Source organism: Streptomyces ficellus (assembly GCF_030406405.1).
GTDB classification, from domain to species: domain Bacteria; phylum Actinomycetota; class Actinomycetes; order Streptomycetales; family Streptomycetaceae; genus Streptomyces; species Streptomyces ficellus_B.
Window position 1 is genome coordinate 20,880 of the sequence record NZ_JAUEPL010000004.1, and the last position, 15,936, is coordinate 36,815.

The 15,936-nt window shown below is 73.3% G+C and carries 11 protein-coding genes and 1 pseudogene; 5 read left to right on the forward strand and 7 right to left on the reverse strand.

Annotated features, from left to right (window positions below; all coding sequences use genetic code 11):
• Positions 1–5 precede the first annotated feature (5 nt).
• Complete coding sequence (locus QWM81_RS04010; RefSeq protein ID WP_290110084.1) at positions 6–2,606, reverse strand: ABC transporter ATP-binding protein/permease; 2,601 nt, start codon at positions 2,604–2,606, stop codon at positions 6–8.
• 37 nt (positions 2,607–2,643) lie between these two features.
• Positions 2,644–3,615 (reverse strand): reprolysin-like metallopeptidase, encoded by a 972-nt coding sequence (locus QWM81_RS04015; RefSeq protein WP_290110085.1) that lies wholly within the window; start codon positions 3,613–3,615, stop codon positions 2,644–2,646.
• A 231-nt stretch (positions 3,616–3,846) separates the two neighbouring features.
• Here QWM81_RS04015 and QWM81_RS29065 point away from each other — a divergent pair.
• The 3 genes and pseudogenes from QWM81_RS29065 to QWM81_RS04025 form a co-directional block, all read left to right on the forward strand.
• Positions 3,847–3,927 (forward strand): annotated as a pseudogene (locus tag QWM81_RS29065) (hypothetical protein); the annotation flags it as partial.
• 90 nt (positions 3,928–4,017) lie between these two features.
• A complete protein-coding gene (locus QWM81_RS04020; RefSeq protein WP_290110086.1) occupies positions 4,018–4,902 on the forward strand; it encodes an SDR family oxidoreductase in 885 nt (294 codons plus the stop codon).
• A complete protein-coding gene (locus QWM81_RS04025; protein WP_290110087.1) occupies positions 4,899–6,086 on the forward strand; it encodes an FUSC family protein in 1,188 nt (395 codons plus the stop codon). Before QWM81_RS04020 ends, QWM81_RS04025 begins: the two co-directional genes overlap by 4 nt.
• A 205-nt stretch (positions 6,087–6,291) precedes the next feature.
• Here QWM81_RS04025 and QWM81_RS04030 read toward each other — a convergent pair whose 3' ends face one another.
• Complete coding sequence (locus QWM81_RS04030) at positions 6,292–7,329, reverse strand: YihY/virulence factor BrkB family protein (RefSeq protein ID WP_290110088.1); 1,038 nt, start codon at positions 7,327–7,329, stop codon at positions 6,292–6,294.
• Between the two features lie 108 nt (positions 7,330–7,437).
• Between QWM81_RS04030 and QWM81_RS04035 the strand changes: the two genes are divergently transcribed.
• Entirely contained in the window at positions 7,438–8,835 is a 1,398-nt protein-coding gene (locus QWM81_RS04035; RefSeq protein ID WP_290110089.1) for an NADP-dependent succinic semialdehyde dehydrogenase, read from the forward strand.
• 37 nt (positions 8,836–8,872) lie between these two features.
• On the opposite strand, the gene QWM81_RS04040 is transcribed toward QWM81_RS04035, so the two are convergent.
• Positions 8,873–9,856, reverse strand: coding sequence for a glutathione S-transferase family protein (locus QWM81_RS04040; protein ID WP_290110090.1), 984 nt, complete (start codon positions 9,854–9,856; stop codon positions 8,873–8,875).
• Between the two features lie 107 nt (positions 9,857–9,963).
• The gene (locus QWM81_RS04045; protein ID WP_290110091.1) at positions 9,964–10,794 is read right to left on the reverse strand and encodes an MmyB family transcriptional regulator; all 831 of its coding nucleotides are present in this window, start codon (positions 10,792–10,794) and stop codon (positions 9,964–9,966) included.
• Positions 10,795–11,008: 214 nt separating this feature from the next.
• Between QWM81_RS04045 and QWM81_RS04050 the strand changes: the two genes are divergently transcribed.
• Positions 11,009–12,115 (forward strand): phospholipase D-like domain-containing protein, encoded by a 1,107-nt coding sequence (locus tag QWM81_RS04050; protein ID WP_290110092.1) that lies wholly within the window; start codon positions 11,009–11,011, stop codon positions 12,113–12,115.
• 372 nt (positions 12,116–12,487) lie between these two features.
• Here the strand turns inward: QWM81_RS04050 and QWM81_RS04055 are convergent, their stop codons facing one another.
• On the reverse strand, positions 12,488–13,522 hold the full coding sequence (locus QWM81_RS04055) for a PHP domain-containing protein (protein WP_290110093.1): 1,035 nt from the start codon (positions 13,520–13,522) through the stop codon (positions 12,488–12,490).
• Positions 13,523–13,535: 13 nt separating this feature from the next.
• Positions 13,536–15,608 (reverse strand): SpoIIE family protein phosphatase, encoded by a 2,073-nt coding sequence (locus tag QWM81_RS04060; protein WP_290110094.1) that lies wholly within the window; start codon positions 15,606–15,608, stop codon positions 13,536–13,538.
• Between the last annotated feature and the right edge of the window lie 328 nt (positions 15,609–15,936).

Consider the following 15,936-nt stretch of genomic DNA (forward strand, 5'->3'; position numbering starts at 1 on the left):
CGGGCCTACTTTCGCATGATCACGGGCTCGTGCCGGCGCAGCAGCTTCGCCACCAGGAACCCGAGGACGAGACAGAGCACCACGAGCATCCCCATGTCGAGCAGCCAGGTGCCCAGGGTGTGATCGAACAGCGGGTCGGCCGTCTTGTCGGTCGGTGCGAGCTTGCGGATGTCGATCGTCGAGCCCATCGCCCCGAACGCCCACCGGGACGGCACGAACCACGCCAGCTGTTCGAGGACGAGCGCCCCGTGGATCTTCAGCAGCCCGCCGCAGAACACGACCTGGACGATCGCGAGGAGCACCAGGAGCGGCATGGTGACCTCCTCCTTGCGCACCAGCGCCGACACGAACAGGCCGAGCATCATCGCCGTGAACGACAGCAGCGCCACGGCCAGGGCGAGCTCCACGAGCGGCGGCATCAGCACGCCCTTGCCGCCCGGGACGTTCAGCGGGACGCCGACGAGGGCCACGAGGGTCAGGACGACGGCCTGCACGACCGTGATCAGGCCGAGCACCACCACCTTGGACATCAGGTACGCCGATCTGGACAGGCCGACGGCTCTCTCCCGCCGGTAGATCGTCCGCTCCTTGACCAGCTCACGCACCGCGTTGGCCGAGCCCGTCAGCACCCCGCCGACGCACAGGATCAGCAGGACGTTCATCGTCGACTCAGGGCCGAGACGGCCCTCGGACAGGGCCCGGGCCATCGCGCCCATCACGAACGGCAACGCCACCATGATGGCGATGAAGGTGCGGTCGGCGCTCAGCGCGGCGGCGTACCGGCGTACGAGCGTCCTGAGCTGAGCGCCCCAGCTCTGCGCCTTCGGCGGTGGCACCGCCACGGGGCGCACCTCGCCCGCCGCGGGCGACTGGGGGCGGTCCATGGCAGCGGCGATGTACTGCTGCTGGAACCGGGAACGGCGGTACTGCTCCGCCCAGTCGCGGCCACGGTCGTTCTCGAACGCCTCGAACGCCTCCGGCCACTGCGAGAAACCGAAGAAGCCCAGGCTGTCCTCCGGCGGCCCGTAGTAGGCGATCCGCCCGCCCGGCGCCAGCACCAGCAGCCGGTCGCACACGTCCAGGCTCAGCACGCTGTGCGTGACGACGATGACCGTGCGGCCGTCGTCGGCGAGCCCGCGCAGCATGTGCATCACCGAGCGGTCCATGCCCGGGTCGAGGCCCGAGGTCGGCTCGTCCAGGAACAGCAGCGACGGTTTCGTCAGCAGCTCCAGCGCCACACTGACGCGCTTGCGCTGCCCGCCGGAGAGGCTGTGGATCGGCTGCCCCGCACGCTGTTCGAGCCCGAGCTCGCGGATGACCTCCTCCACCCGGGCCTGCCGCTCCTCCTTGGCGGTGTCCTCGGGGAAGCGCAGTTCGGCGGCGTACGACAGGGCGCGGCGCACGGTCAGCTGGTGGTGCAGGATGTCGTCCTGCGGTACGAGGCCGATGCGCCGGCGCAGCTCGGCGTACTCCCGGTACAGGTCCCGGCCGTCGTACAGGACCGTGCCCCGGTCGGCCGGGCGCAGCCCGGTCAGCGCGTTGAGCAGCGTGGACTTGCCCGCCCCGCTCGGCCCCACGACCGCGAGCAGGCACTTCTCCCCGACGGGGAACGACACGTCATCGAGGAGCGTCTTGCGGCCGTGGTCCACGGTGACGGACAGCCCCTGTACGTCGAGGGAGACCTCGCCGGTGTCGGTGAACTCCACCAGGTGGTTGCCGACCAGGCAGAACGCGGAGTGCCCGATGCCGACGATGTCGTCGGCCGTCACCCGCGCACGGGTGATGGGCCGGCCGTTGAGGAACGTGCCGTTGTGGCTGCCGAGGTCATGGATCCAGTACGTGCCGTCCGGCTCGGCGAGCAGCTCGGCGTGCCGGCGCGAGACCGTCAGGTCATCGACGACCAGGTCGTTGTCGGGGCTCCGCCCGATGCGCACGGCACGGGCCGGCAGCGGCCGCACGGAGGTCGGCTGCCGGAACGTCCCGGTGGCCCCGGGCCGCGACACGGAGGACGGCCGGGGAACGGGTCGCGGGGACTCCTGGACCGGCGCGGGGCGCCCGCGCGGCGGCGGCGCCGGCTGTTCCGGCGGCGGGGCCGGCTGTTCCGGCGGTGGGGCCGGCGCGGGTGTTTCCTGCGGGGCCGGCGCGGCACGTTCGGGCTCCGGGGCCGGACGCTCGCGCGGCGGCGGGGCGGGTTCCTGGGGCGCCGGGGCGGCACGTTCGGGCTCCGGGGCCGGACGCTGCGGCGGGGCGTGACGTTCGGGGGGTGGCGGCGCGGGTGTGGGCCGTTCCGGCGCCGACAGTACGGCGCGCGGACCGTCGGCCGGGTGTCCGAAGCGGATGACGCTGCCGGGCCCCACCGCCCGCATCCGCACCCGCCTGCCGTCCGCGAACGTGCCGTTGGTGCTGCCTTCGTCCTGGACCGTCCACTGTCCGCCCTCGGTCCGCAGCACCGCGTGATGCCAGGAGATCCGCTTGTCGGACAGCACCACATCGCTCGCCGGGTCGCGCCCGACGCGGTACACCCGGTGGGGACTCATCACGGTGGAGTCACCACCGATGTCGAGGACCAGCTCGGGCGCAGTGGGCACGTGAGGCCGCTCTCCCATATGGGAATTTTATCGTTCTGCCCGGATATGCGCGCATTCAGCGGCTGCCGCGGCGGCGGTAGTCGGCCACGACGCGGACGACGGCGTTGAAGGCCCGGACGCTGTCGGCGGGCTTCGGCTGCCCCAGGGGCCTGCCGAGCCGTTCACCCCGGTAGGTCTGGCGCGGATTGGAATAGCGGTTGATGCGCCTGCAAGGGCCGCCGGTCGCTTTCCGGCAACTCGACTCGTACGCTTCGAGCGTCGACCACTTCCCCGACGCGGGGAAGTAGCCACGGGCGCTGTTCGCGCCCCGGGGAGCGGTGACGTAGTCGTGCATCGCGCCCAGGTTGTGGCCGATCTCGTGGGCGAGGGAGTGGTGCGCGAGCGCCTTCTGGGCGACGACGCTGTAGGCGTGGCCGCTGGTGCGTGCCGTGACGCGCCGGGGCCGGTTGGCCAGTCCGGCGGGTCCCTGACTGCCCGTCACCACCGTCACCAGGTCCGCTCCGACGCGGTCGCGGAGGCGCGGCAGGTGGTCCGCGACGCCGTCGCCGCGCCGGGCGACCGCCTTCAGCAGGGCGCCGTCCGACCTGTCCAGCCGGGCGGGCACCTTGGCGCGGGTGATTCCGGTGAGCCGGAGGCGGGCGTGGACCGCGCTGGCGGCGAACGCCTTGGACGTGGAGGTGACGGCCTGCCGGATCCTGGCGCGCAGCGTGCGCTCACCGCCCGCCTCGCGGGCCGCACGCGCGGTGAACCCGGCCACGATGTCGATGGTGACGACCCGCTGGGCGTACCGCTGGCGCGGAGACCGCGTGCAGGGACGTTTCTCCTTCGTGGCCTTCGTGGCCTTCGTGGCCTCCGTGGCGTCCGTGGCGTCCGTGGACGTGTGGCAGGTCCCGCCCGCCCTCTCCTGGGCGGGCGCGGCGGTGGGAAGGGCGGGCGGCCGCTCCCGCGCGGGCGTGGAACCTGTCGTGCTCAGCACGAGCGCCAGCGCGGCGGCGGCCAGCGGGTAACCGGCGATGCGCATCTCCATCCTTTCGCCTTTCGCGAGCGAAGAACCCACGGTGGTCCTTGCGGGAAGGCGGGTGTCGCATGCGCGGGTCGCCGCCGATTCACCAATACGGCGCCGCCCGCGGCCCAGCGCCGCCCCCGCCGCGTCAGGGCCGGTCGGCGGCGTCGCCCGCCCGAGCAGCTGGGCCGCCGCGTCGCGTGCCCGCGTGGGCGGGGGCGGCCGAGTCGGTGAGGGCGGCCGTGGTGGTGGCGCCGCAACGGCCTGATGCGCAAGCGGTACGCGAGCATCAACGACCTGCCCATCACCGCCGCCGAACGCCGGACAGCCGTCTGACCCTTACGCGTGGTCGGCCGCACCGCGGGTGGTTTGGCCCATGGCTCCAGGGAACGCGAGAAGACGACCGTACAGATCAGGAGGACACACATGACGGATCGCGAACCCCAGGACCCGACCACCCGCCACCCGCGCCCGGACTTCCCCGAGCAGGAGCAGCCGCACCCGGGATGGACCGGCCCGATGGACCCGCCGCCGGACCACGGTGAGGATTCCTACCGCGGCAGCGGACTGCTGGAGGACCGCGTCGCGGTCGTCACCGGCGGCGACTCCGGCATCGGCCGGGCGGTGTGCCTGGCGTACGCCCGCGAGGGCGCCGACGTGGTGTTCACCCACCTCCCCGAGGAGGAGCGCGAGGCGCGGGAGACCGTACGGCTCGTCGAGGAGGCCGGCCGCAAGGCCATCGCCCTGGCCGCCGACAACCGGGACGAGAACCAGTGCCGCGCGCTGATCGAGCGGGTCACCGGCGAGTTCGGCCGCATCGACATCCTGGTGAACAACGCCGCGTACCAGATGGCCCAGCCGGACGGCATCGAAGCCATCACGACGGAACAGTTCGACCGGGTGATGAAGACCAACCTGTACGGCATGTTCTGGCTGACCAAGATGGCGCTCCCGCACATCCCCAAGGGCGGCAGCGTCATCAACACCACCTCCGTACAGGCCTACAAGCCCAGTCCGCCGCTGCTCGACTACGCCATGACGAAGGGCGCCATCGTCACGTTCACGCAGGGGCTGGCGCAGATGCTCGCGCCGCGCGGCATTCGCGTCAACGCCGTCGCGCCGGGTCCGGTCTGGACGCCGCTCATCCCCGCGACGATGCCCGAGACCGCCGAGTTCGGGAAGCAGTCGCCGCTCGGCCGTCCCGCCCAGCCCGCCGAGATGGCCCCCGCGTACGTCTTCCTCGCCTCGTCGGGCGCGAGTTACATCACCGGGGAGATCGTGAACGCCACCGGCGGCACCCCGCTCCCGTGAGCCCGGCGGCCGGCGCGGCGGCGCTGTGGCACCGGATCGGCTGGGAGGCCGCGGCGGTGGGGGAGTCCATACGCCGTGCGCTGTCCGGGCCCGGACCCGAGCGGGACATGGCCGTCCAGTCGCTGAAGGCCGCGGGCGCCGCCATCCTCGCCTGGGCGGTGGCCGGCTGGTGGTGGAAGGCGCCGCTCGCCCTGATGGCGCCCTGGACGGCCGTCGCCCTCGTACAGAGCACCGTCTACCGGTCCGTGAGGGCGGGCCTCCAGCAGGTCGTCGTCATCGCCACCGGTACGGTGCTGGCGGCGGCCGCCGCCGGCCTCACCGGCGACACCATGGCGGCGATGGCGCTCGTGCTGCCCCTCACCGTCCTGCTCGGCAACTACCCCCGCTTCGGGGACCAGGGCATCTACGCCTCCACCACCGCGCTGTTCGTCCTCGTCTACGGCTCCTACAGCGGCTTCGACATCCTGCACCGGCTGCTGGAGACCCTCCTCGGCGCGGTCATCGGCATCGGAGTGAACGCCCTGATCCTGCCGCCCGTCCATCTGCGCCACGCCCACGAGTCGCTGTGCCGGCTCCCGCAGGACGGCGCCGAGCTGCTGCGGACCATGGCCGAGGGCATCGAGCGCGGTTACGGGCGGCCGGACGCCCAGGAGTGGCACAGCCGCGCCCGCCGGTTCGGCACCCTCCTGGCGGACCTGCGCAACGCCCGTACCTGGAGCCGCGAGAGCTACCGTTTCAACCCCGCCACCCGCATCCGCCGCCGCCCGGAACCCGAGCTGCCCTCGACCCGGTGGGACGCCGCCTGGGAACGCGTGGCCGACCATCTGACCGCGCTCACCGGCATGCTCGCCGAGGCGGCGGGCGACAACCCGAGGCTGCGGCCGCCCCCCGACTCGGTTCTCGGCGAGGTGCCGCCGCTGCTGCACGCCCTGGCGGACGTGTGCCGCGCCGACTGCCTGGTGCTGTCCGGCGCCGGGCACGGCGACGGTCCCGACCGCGAGGCGGCCATGACCCGGGCCTGGGCCGCGCACGCCCGCCTCAAGGCCCGCGTGGTCGGCCAGGACCACGAGACGGCCACCTCGGTCGGCGGCCTGGCGGCCGAGACGCAGCAGCTGCTGTACGACCTTGAGGACGCCCGGATGGACAACGGGCGCCCTCCGCGTGACGGACCGCCCGACGCCTGAGCGGCCGTGACCCACGCGCCACCTCACCCACGCGGCCCTTCACCCACGCGCCACCTCGCCACGCGGGCCTTCACCCACGCGGGCCTTCACCCACGCGGGCCTTCCGCTCACGCGGGCCTTCCGCCCAAGCGGGCCTTCACCCACGCGGGCCTTCCGCCCACGCGGGCGGTCACCCGCATTGGCCGTCAGCCACGGGCGGCGTCGCTCATTTCCCGTCGACACCGTCCCCGGCGCAGTCCCGGCGGCCCTCCATGGCCTCACGGTCGCGGCGGGACCACGCGCGGGTGTCCCGGGGTTCCACGTAAGGCTCCTCCGTCGCCGGCATGCCCCCGCTGATCGCCCGCTGCCGCGCCAGCTCCGCGTCGAGCTCCAGGCCCAGCAGGATGGCGAGGTTCGACAGCCACAGCCAGACCAGGAAGGTGATGACGCCCGCCAGGGTGCCGTAGGTCTTGTTGTACGAGCCGAAGTTCGCCACGTACAGCGCGAACCCGGCCGACGCGACCAGCCACAGCAGCACCGCCAGCACGCTGCCCGGGCTGAGCCAGCGGAAGCCCTGGCCGTGGACGTTCGGCGCCCGCCAGAACAGCAGCGCGATCATCAGCACCACCAGCACGATCAGCACCGGCCACTTGGCGATGTTCCACACCGTCACCGCCTCTTCGCCGAGGCCGAAGGCCTGGCCCGCGCGCTCGGCGAGCGGCCCGGTGAACACCACGATCACCGCGCTCACCGCGAGCAGCACCATCAGCACCAGCGTCAGCCCCACCCTCAGGGGCGTCAGCTTCCAGACCGGACGGCCCTCGGGCAGGTCGTACACGGCGTTGGCGGTACGGATGAAGGCCCCCACGTACCCGGAGGCGGACCAGACCGCCGCCAGCAGGCTGACGATCGCCACCACGCCGCTGGCCCCCGCGCTGTCCTGCAACTGGCGCACCGCGTTCCCGAGGATGTCCCGGACCGGGCCGGGAGCCAGCTGCTGGAGGTTGTCCAGAACGGTGCGGGTCGCCGATTCGCCGATCACGCCCAGGGCCGAGACCAGGACCAGCAGGGCCGGGAAGATCGACAGGACGCTGTAGTAGGTCAGAGCGGCGGCACGGTCCGGGAGCTCGTCGTCAAGGAACTCCGTGCCGGTGCGCTTGACGACCGCCCGCCACGACCTCGTGGAAAGGTCGGTCGGTTCGTCGGGCGCCTCGGCGCCGTTTGTCTTGCCCTCTTTTTTCTTGTCCTCACCGGTGTGTCCCATACGAGCACGGTTACCCGGCAGGTCGGGCTCAACCCCGCCGGTCCCCGCGTTGCGGGGCCATGACCGGCGCGGCAGGGTCGGGACAGCGACTGCGAGGAGGATCCACCCATGCCCATCGCGACCGTCAACCCCGCCACCGGCGAGACGCTCAAGACCTTCGACGAGCTGACGCCGGACGGGATCGAACGGTGCCTTGCCGCCGCCGACGCGGCCTTCCGGCGCTACCGCACCACCGGGTTCGCCGAGCGGGCCCGGCTGCTCGAAAGCGCGGCCGACCTGCTGGAGCGGGACCAGGAGGACATCGCCCGCACCATGACCACCGAAATGGGCAAGCCCATCACGGCGGCCCGCGCCGAGGTGGCCAAGTGCGTGAAGGCGATGCGCTGGTACGCGGCCCACGCCGAACGCCTGCTCGCCGACGAGCACCCCGCCGACGCCGACGTCCAGGACGCCGGAGCCGCCCGGGCCCGCGTCCACTACCGGCCACTCGGCCCCGTGCTGGCCGTCATGCCGTGGAACTTCCCGCTCTGGCAGGTCGTACGTTTCGCCGCGCCCGCGCTCATGGCGGGCAACGTCGGCCTGCTGAAGCACGCCTCGAACGTCCCCCAGACCGCGCTGTACCTGGAGGAGCTCTTCCGCCGCGCGGGCTACCCCGAGGGCGTCTTCCAGACCCTGCTGATCGGCTACCGCGCCGTCGAGGGCGTCCTGCGCGACGGCAGGGTGGCCGCCGCCACCCTCACCGGCAGCGAACCGGCCGGCCGCTCGGTCGCCTCCATCGCGGGCGACGAGGTGAAGAAGACGGTCCTGGAGCTCGGCGGCAGCGACCCGTACGTGGTGATGCCCTCGGCGGACGTCGAGAAGGCCGCCGCCGTCGCGGTCACCGCCCGCACCCAGAACAACGGCCAGTCCTGCATCGCCGCCAAGCGGTTCATCGTCCACACGGACGTGTACGACGTGTTCGAGGAACGGTTCACGGCGGGGATGGCCGCGCTGGCCGTCGGCGACCCGATGGACGAGTCCACCGACGTCGGGCCGCTCGCCAGCGAAGCCGGCCGCGACGGCCTGGCGGAGCTCGTCGAGGACGCCCTGCGCCAGGGCGCGACCGTGCTGTGCGGCGGCCGCCGCCCCGAGGGCCGCGAGGAACGCGGCTGGTTCTACGAGCCCACCGTCCTGACCGGCATCACCCCCGCCATGCGGATCCACCAGGAGGAGACCTTCGGGCCGGTCGCCACGCTCTACCGGGTGGCGGACCTCGACGAGGCGGTGAAGGTCGCCAACGACACGTACTTCGGACTCAGCTCCAACGTCTGGACCCGCGACGAGGCGGACGTACAGCGGTTCGTACGGGATCTGGAGGCGGGCGGCGTCTACATCAACGGCATGACCGCCTCCCATCCCGCGCTGCCGTTCGGCGGCGTGAAGCGGTCGGGGTACGGGCGGGAGCTGTCCGGGCACGGCATCAGGGAGTTCTGCAACGCCACCACGGTCTGGCAGGCCGCGTCCTAGGCGCCGTCCAGGCCGCGTCTAGGTCGTGTCGTCACCGTCACAGCGGCTGGACGACCTCCTCCGGCGGGGGAGGGGGCGGCGGCGTTCCGTCACCGAACGGGCGCCCGCCCAGCTCCTCGCGGTGGTGCGGGGTCCGCCAGCCGCGCAGGTCCGGGCCGCGCGGCACGATCCGCGTCGGGTTGATGTCCTCATGGACCATGTAGTAGTGCCGCTTGATGTGGTCGAAGTCGACGGTGTCGCCGAAACCCGGTGTCTGGAACAGGTCTCGCGCGTACGCCCACAACACCCGGTCCTCGGTGAGTTTGTTGCGGTTGCACTTGAAGTGACCGTGGTAGACGGCGTCGAACCGGACCAGCGTGGTGAACAGCCGGACGTCGGCCTCGGTGATCGTGTCGCCCACCAGGTACCGCTGCCCGGCCAAGTGCTCGGACACCTGGTCGAGCCGGGCGAACAGCCGCGCGTACGCCGCGTCGTACTTCTCCTGCCGCTTGGCGAATCCGGCCACGTACACGCCGTTGTTGATGTCGCGGTAGACGCGGTCCATCCAGTCGTCGATCTCGTCGCGCAGCGCCTCCGGGTACAGGTCGGGCGCGCCCTCGCGGTGCAGGGCGCGCCACTCGGTCTCCAGGTCCAGGGTGATGCGCTGGTAGTCGTTGGTCACCAGCTTCCCGCTCGGTACGTCGACGATCGCCGGGACGCTGATGCCGCCGTCGTACTCCTTGTCCCTGGCGTGGTACGCCTCGCTCAGGAACGCGATGCCGAGGACCGGGTCGCGGCCGTCCGGATCGAGCGTGAACCGCCAGCTCCGCTCGTCCTGGACCGGGTCGGCGACCGCGAGGGGCAGGGCGTCCTCCAGCCCCAGCAGCCGCCGTACCACCAGGCTCCGGCTCGCCCAGGGGCAGGCACGGCTGACGACCAGCCGGTAGCGGCCCGGCTCGACGGGCCAGCCGTCCCCGCCGTCCGCGGTGATCCGGTCCGTGAAGTGGCTCGGGGAGCGCTGGAACTCGGCGGAGTCGTTCACGGTGGCTGCACCTCTCTCGCGACGGCGGACGGGGCGGACGGGTACCCGCCCCGCGCGAGGTATCACGCACACCCGGCCCGCGCCGGGCGGGCACGCCGGTGCCCCCGCTACGCGTCGGCGCGGGCGCGCAGGGCGGGGACGCGGCGGCGGCGCCGGCGTGCGCCGGGGTGGAAGTCGAGCAGGATCAGCCGGGACCCGGGCGCGCCCAGCGGCTGCGCGGCGCACATGGTCACCCACCCCCGCCCCAGCTCCGGGTGGCGCAGCGGCCGCTCGTCGCCGTCCAGGTGGCTGTAGGCGCTCGCCGACTCGTAGATCGACGCGGCCGCCGGATCGGCCAGGACCTCCCGCTCGATCCGGCCGAGCGTCCGGTCGGAGGGGTCCGCGGCGAGGGCGACCCGTAACTGGGGCAGGAACAGGGGTGCCCACGCGGTTTCCCAGTCCAGCAGGACGGTACGGGCCTCCGGCTCGACGGCCATCCACCGCATGGTGTTGGCGGGAACCCGGTGACCGGGGAAGAACGCCGCGAAGTGCGCGTTGTGGGCCAGCACGTTCCAGGAGCGGTCGTTGAGGTACGCCGGTTGGGAGAAGCCCTCCAGGGCGCTCTGCCAGGCGCCCGATATCACCGCGCCGGAGCGCGAGTGGAGCGGGTGCGGCGGGTCCTGGCCGAGGGCGTACCGCCACAGCGCGATCCACTCCTGCTCGTTCATGCGGAACAGGCGGGCCACGTCCTGGAGGAGATCGACCGGCGGGTTCGGGTAGCGGCCGGACTCCAGGCGGCCGTAGGTGTCCGGGGCGCGGTGCAGGATCTGGTCGATCTGTGCCTGCGAGAGCCCCCGGGCCCGCCTGCCCTGCCGCGTGGGGCGCGACAGGCCGTGACTCTCGGGCGTGATCGACGCCCGGCGCTCGCTGAGCAGGAAACGCAGTGCAGCCTTGTCCATACGGTTTCTTCCCCAAGGGGGCGGCCGCCGGTGGTGCCGTGGCCGCCGTGGTGAGCTGTGCACCGCTCGGGGGCCGGGGGCCGCCCGCGAGAACGGACCCGGACCGGAACGGTCGCACGGGTACGCTGACCCGTCGTACGTCAGCGATCAAGCGTCCGCGTGGTGCGTACATGCGCACGGCGCACACACGCAGGCGTCAACGGGGGCAAGGGCGATGGAGCAGGACAATTCCGCGCGCGGCGACGGCGGTTGCGGGGGGTACACCGGTGGCCCGCTCCCCGGGCGGGACGGCGGCCGGTTCTCGGAGTCGGACGGCGGCCCGTTCCCGGAGCCCGGGGAGCTGTCGGCCGCCGCGAAGGCGCTGTACGCACGGATCACCAGGGGCGGGCGGACCGGCCCGGCGGACGACGCCCCGCTGCGCGAACTGCTGGCGTGGCGCCTGGTCACCGTCGACCCCGACCTGCCGGAGGCGCCGATCGCCCTGGACCCGCAGGAGGCGGGGCGCCGCCGGCTCGACGAGGGGCTGCGCGAGCTGGCCACCCGGGCCGCCAGGATGGCGGAGGTACCGGGCGTCGCCGACGAGCTGGCCCTGCACTTCGAGCGCGCCAAGTGGCGTTCGGGCTCGGGCAGCGAGTTCCTCGCCGAGCCCGAGCAGGTCGGCGCCCGCATCGCGGAGGCCGCCGGCCGGGCCGAGACGGAACTGCTGACCGCCCAGCCGATGGGCCCCCGTGGCGGTGAGGCCCTGGAGGCCGCGCTGACCCGCGACGCCCGCGCGCTGGCCCGCGGGGTGAGCGTGCGGACCCTGTACCGCGACGGCGAACGGGACGATCCGGCGACCCGCGACTGGGTGACCCGGATGACCGCGAAGGGCGCCCAGTTCCGTACGCTGGCCGCGCCCTTCCAGAGCTGCGTCGTCGTCGACCGGCGCCAGGCGTTCATCCCCGACCACGTGGTCAACTCCAGCCCCACGCACGCCGCCTGGCATGTGATGGACCGGGCCCTGGTCGCGTTCATCGCCGAGGGCTTCGAGGACGCCTGGCGCCGCGCGGACATCTGGCACGGCGACCCGCGGCGGGCCGTTCCCGGCGGCGGTGGCGGACTCACGCGCCGCCAGCGCGAGATCCTCATCGACACCGCGGCCGGCATCGACCAGCGCATCACCGCCCGGCGCCTGAACATCGGACTGCGCACCCTCACCAAGGAGCTGGGCGTGCTGCGCGCCCGCTGGGGCGTGTCCACCCTCGCGGCGCTCTCCTACCAGTGGGCCCTGTCCGCCGAGCGCCGCCAGATGACCGACGAGGCGCCGGACGCGGACGCGTGACGTGCGGTGGGGGTGCGATTCCGGCCGGGAGGACGCGGGTTGGCCGAAGGTTTTTCACCGAAGAAGCATCAGAAGAAATCCCTTGAGGATTGCTGCATCCTGGACGGGTTGATCGGCACGCCCACGCCGGGCGCTGGCGGTCCGCGTAACCGCTATTACGGGGGGCGTTATCCGCGCCTCATGCCAGAACCGGGCAACGCAGGGCACGGGCAGCGTGTCCTGCCGGGCATCGCGTGGATACCGCAAGGTCGAGCCAGGGCCTTCCGGGCCGCCACACCGAATCCTCGGTACGTCCCCCGTGATAGGGCCCTCCTCAGAGACGGCCCTTCTGAGACATGGCACTGCCTGGGAGACGGCACTGCCTCGGAAATCTCAACCCATCGGCTCCGGTGCCCGCCGGGTGCGCGTCCAGGTGAGGAGCTGGTCGGCCGACCAGGTGTTGATCACCCGGTCGGCGGGCACACCGCACTCCTCCGCCCGCGCGCAGCCGAGGATCTGCCAGTCCAGCTGCCCCGGCGCGTGCGCGTCGGTGTCCACGGCGAAGAACACCCCCGCGTCCACCGCCTGCCGCAGCAGCCGCCGGGGCGGATCCAGCCGCTCCGGGCGGCTGTTGATCTCCACGGCCGTACCGGACTCGGCGCACGCCGCGAAGACCCGTTCCGCGTCGAACTGCGACTCCGGCCGCCCCCGGCCGCTGAGCAGCCGCCCGGTGCAGTGGCCGAGCACGTCCACCAGGGGGTCGCGCACGGCCCTGAGCATGCGCCGCGTCATCGCCGGCGCGTCCATCCGCAGCTTGGAGTGGACCGAGGCGACCACCACGTCCAGCCGGTCCAGCAGCTCCGGCTCCTGGTCCAGCGAACCGTCCAGCAGGATGTCGCACTCGATGCCGGTCAGCAGCCTGAAGGGCGCCCATGTCTCGTTCAGCTCGGCCACCACGTCCAGTTGCTCCCGCAACCGCTCCGCCGACAGGCCCCGCGCCACGGTCAGCCGCGGTGAATGGTCGGTCAGGGCCGCCCACTCGTGACCCAGCGCCGCCGCGGCCCGCCCCATGGCGTCGATCGGGCTGCCGCCGTCCGACCAGTCGGAGTGCGTGTGGCAGTCGCCGCGCAGCGCCGCCCGCAGCCGGGCGCCCGGCCTCTCGTCCGGCGCGTCCCCCAGCTCGCTCTCCAGCCGCTCCAGGTACGCCGGTACCCGCCCGGCGAGGGCCTCCCGCACCACCTGCGCCGTCTTCGGCCCGACGCCCTTGAGGTTCTCCAGCGTCCCGGCCGCCGCCCGCTGGGCGGTTTCGCCCTCGCCGAGCGCGGCCAGGGCGGCGGACGCGGTACGGAACGCCCGCACCCGGTACGTCGGCGCCTGCGACCGCTCCAGCAGGAACGCGATCCGGTCCAGCGCCTCGACGGGGTCCATCCGGGCCTCCTCATCACCGCGACTGTCGATCGGCCGACCTGGAGGGCGGTCCGATCTCGCACCACACCGCCTTGCCCTCGCCGCGCGGCTCGACACCCCAGCGCAGCGCCAGCGCGTCCAGCAGCAGCAGCCCCCGGCCCGACGTGGCGGCCTCGCCCGGCGTACGGCGCCGGGGCCACGCGCTGGAACGGTCCTGCACCGACAGCCGCACCCGCCGGACCGGCTCGGGCAGCACTTCCAGGGTGAGCACCGCGCCGCCTTCCGTGTGCAGCAGCACATTGCCGAGCAGTTCCCCGGTCAGCAGCTCGGCGTCGTCCGCGAAGGGGCGCATGCCCCAGTCCCGCAGCGCCCGCCGCACCACCGCCCGCGCCTCCGACAGGCCCTCGGGGTCCGCCTGGTGGATGTACTGGTGGATGCGCGGCGCCCGCGGCGTACCCGGGTCCGGGCTGCGCCGCAGCACCAGCAGCGCCACGTCGTCGCCCGCGCCCCACCGCTCCCAGAACCGTTCCGAGAGGTGGTCGGCCAGCGCCTCCGCCCCGGCGGGCCCGCTGCTCACCGCCGCCTCCAGCGCGTCCATCCCCTCACCGATGTCCCCGCCGGGCTGCTCGACCAGCCCGTCGGTGCACATCACCAGCGTCTCGCCGGGCACCAGGTCCAGCCGCGTCTCGGGGAACTCCTCGTCGCCGAAGAGCGAGGCCAGGCCCAGGGGCAGCCCGCCGGGCAGCTTGGGCTGCCCCACGCGCCCGTCCGTGTGCCGGATCAGCGGCCCCAAGTGGCCTGCCCGCACCGCCCGTACCGTGCCGGTGTCCAGGTCCACCTGCGCGTACGTGCAGGTGGCGAACCGCTCGGTGTCGAGTTCGGCGAGGAACCGCGAGGCGCGCGCCAGCACCGTGGAGGGGGCGTGGCCCTCACCGGCGTACGCGCGCAGGGCGATCCGCAGCTGGCCCATGATCGCGGCGGCGTGCGTGTCGTGGCCCTGCACGTCACCGACCACGATCCCGACCCGGCCCCGGGGCAGCGGGATCACGTCGTACCAGTCGCCGCCCACCTGCCGGCCGCTCCACGCGGAGTGGTACCGCACGGCGATCTCACCGCCCTCGACGGCCGGGATGCGGCGGGGGAGCATCGTGGCCTGGAGGCCGGTGGCGAGCTCCCGCTCCTCGTCGAAGAGGATCGCCCGCTGGAGCGACTGGGCCACGATGGCGGCCAGGCCCAGCGCGAGGTTCCGCTCGTCCGCGCTGAACGCGGTGCGCCCACGGTAGAACAGCGCCATCCCGCCGAGCGTGCGCGCCTGGGCGACCAGCGGCAGATAGGCGGCCGCCCGGAACCGCAGCCGTCCGGCGTACGGCGCGAGCGCCGGATAGTTCTTGACCAGCTCCTGGAACGAGCTGCTGAACAGCGGCCGCCCGCTGAGGACCGTCTCCGCCAGCGGCATCCCGCGCTCCAGCCGCCGCAGCCGCAGATGCTCCAGCACGTCGAGGGACTCACCGCTGAGGGCGATGATGTTCAGCGAGCCGTTCTCGACCAGGCCGAGCGCGAAGCCGTCCGCGCCGAGCCTGGCTAGTCCGCCGGGGCCGGTCAGCGCGGCCGTGACGTCGTCCACCGTCACCGCCCGGGACAGCGCCCGCGTCGTCCGCTCGACCATGTCCGTCTGGCGCTGCCTGCGCTTTTCCAGCTCCATCAGGAACGTGGAGTGGGTGATCTCGGACGTGGCGTCCCGGACGATCCCGACGATCCGGTGCGCCCGGCCCTCCACGTCACGCAGGATGCGCGCCTGGACGTGGGTCCACTGCACCGACCCGTCGTCCAGCGGGATCTGGAAGCGCGCCGAGTAGGAGGGCCGGCCGCTGGTCAGCGCCTCCTTGATCACCGCCTCCAGGCCGGCGCGCTCCTCCGGTTCGAGCCGGTGAACCAAAGAGGCGGGCCGGGAGTCGAACGTGCCGGGGGCCAGGCCGAACACGAGCAGTCCCGCCTCGTCGATGTCGATGGTCCCGGCGTCGAGATCCCAGTCGAAGCTGCCCGTGCGGTTCATGGCGAGCCGCTCCGTGGGCCGGATCTCGCCGCCGTGTGCCCGGTTCTCCGTCATCCCCCTCATTGTCGAGCCCGTCGCGCGGGAACGCCACGGCATGGGAGGAGCGGGTGGGCCGGCCGTGGCGGAGACCCGGCGCCGGTCGGGACCGCCTGCCGGGCGGTACCGCGCGCCGCGGGGCGCCCGAGGTCGGCCAGGCCCGCGGGGGACAGCGCGGCGGGGCGCAGGCGTTTCGGACGGGTGCCCGTTCGGCGCCCGGTGCGGCGCCGCCGGGGCACGCCCGGCGGCTGAAGCCGAGCGTGCGAGCCCCCGCGCACCGGCGGGACCGTGCCCACCGGCTCGCCCGCTGAGGCAACCGCTCACGCGCTGAGTCAACCGCTCGCCC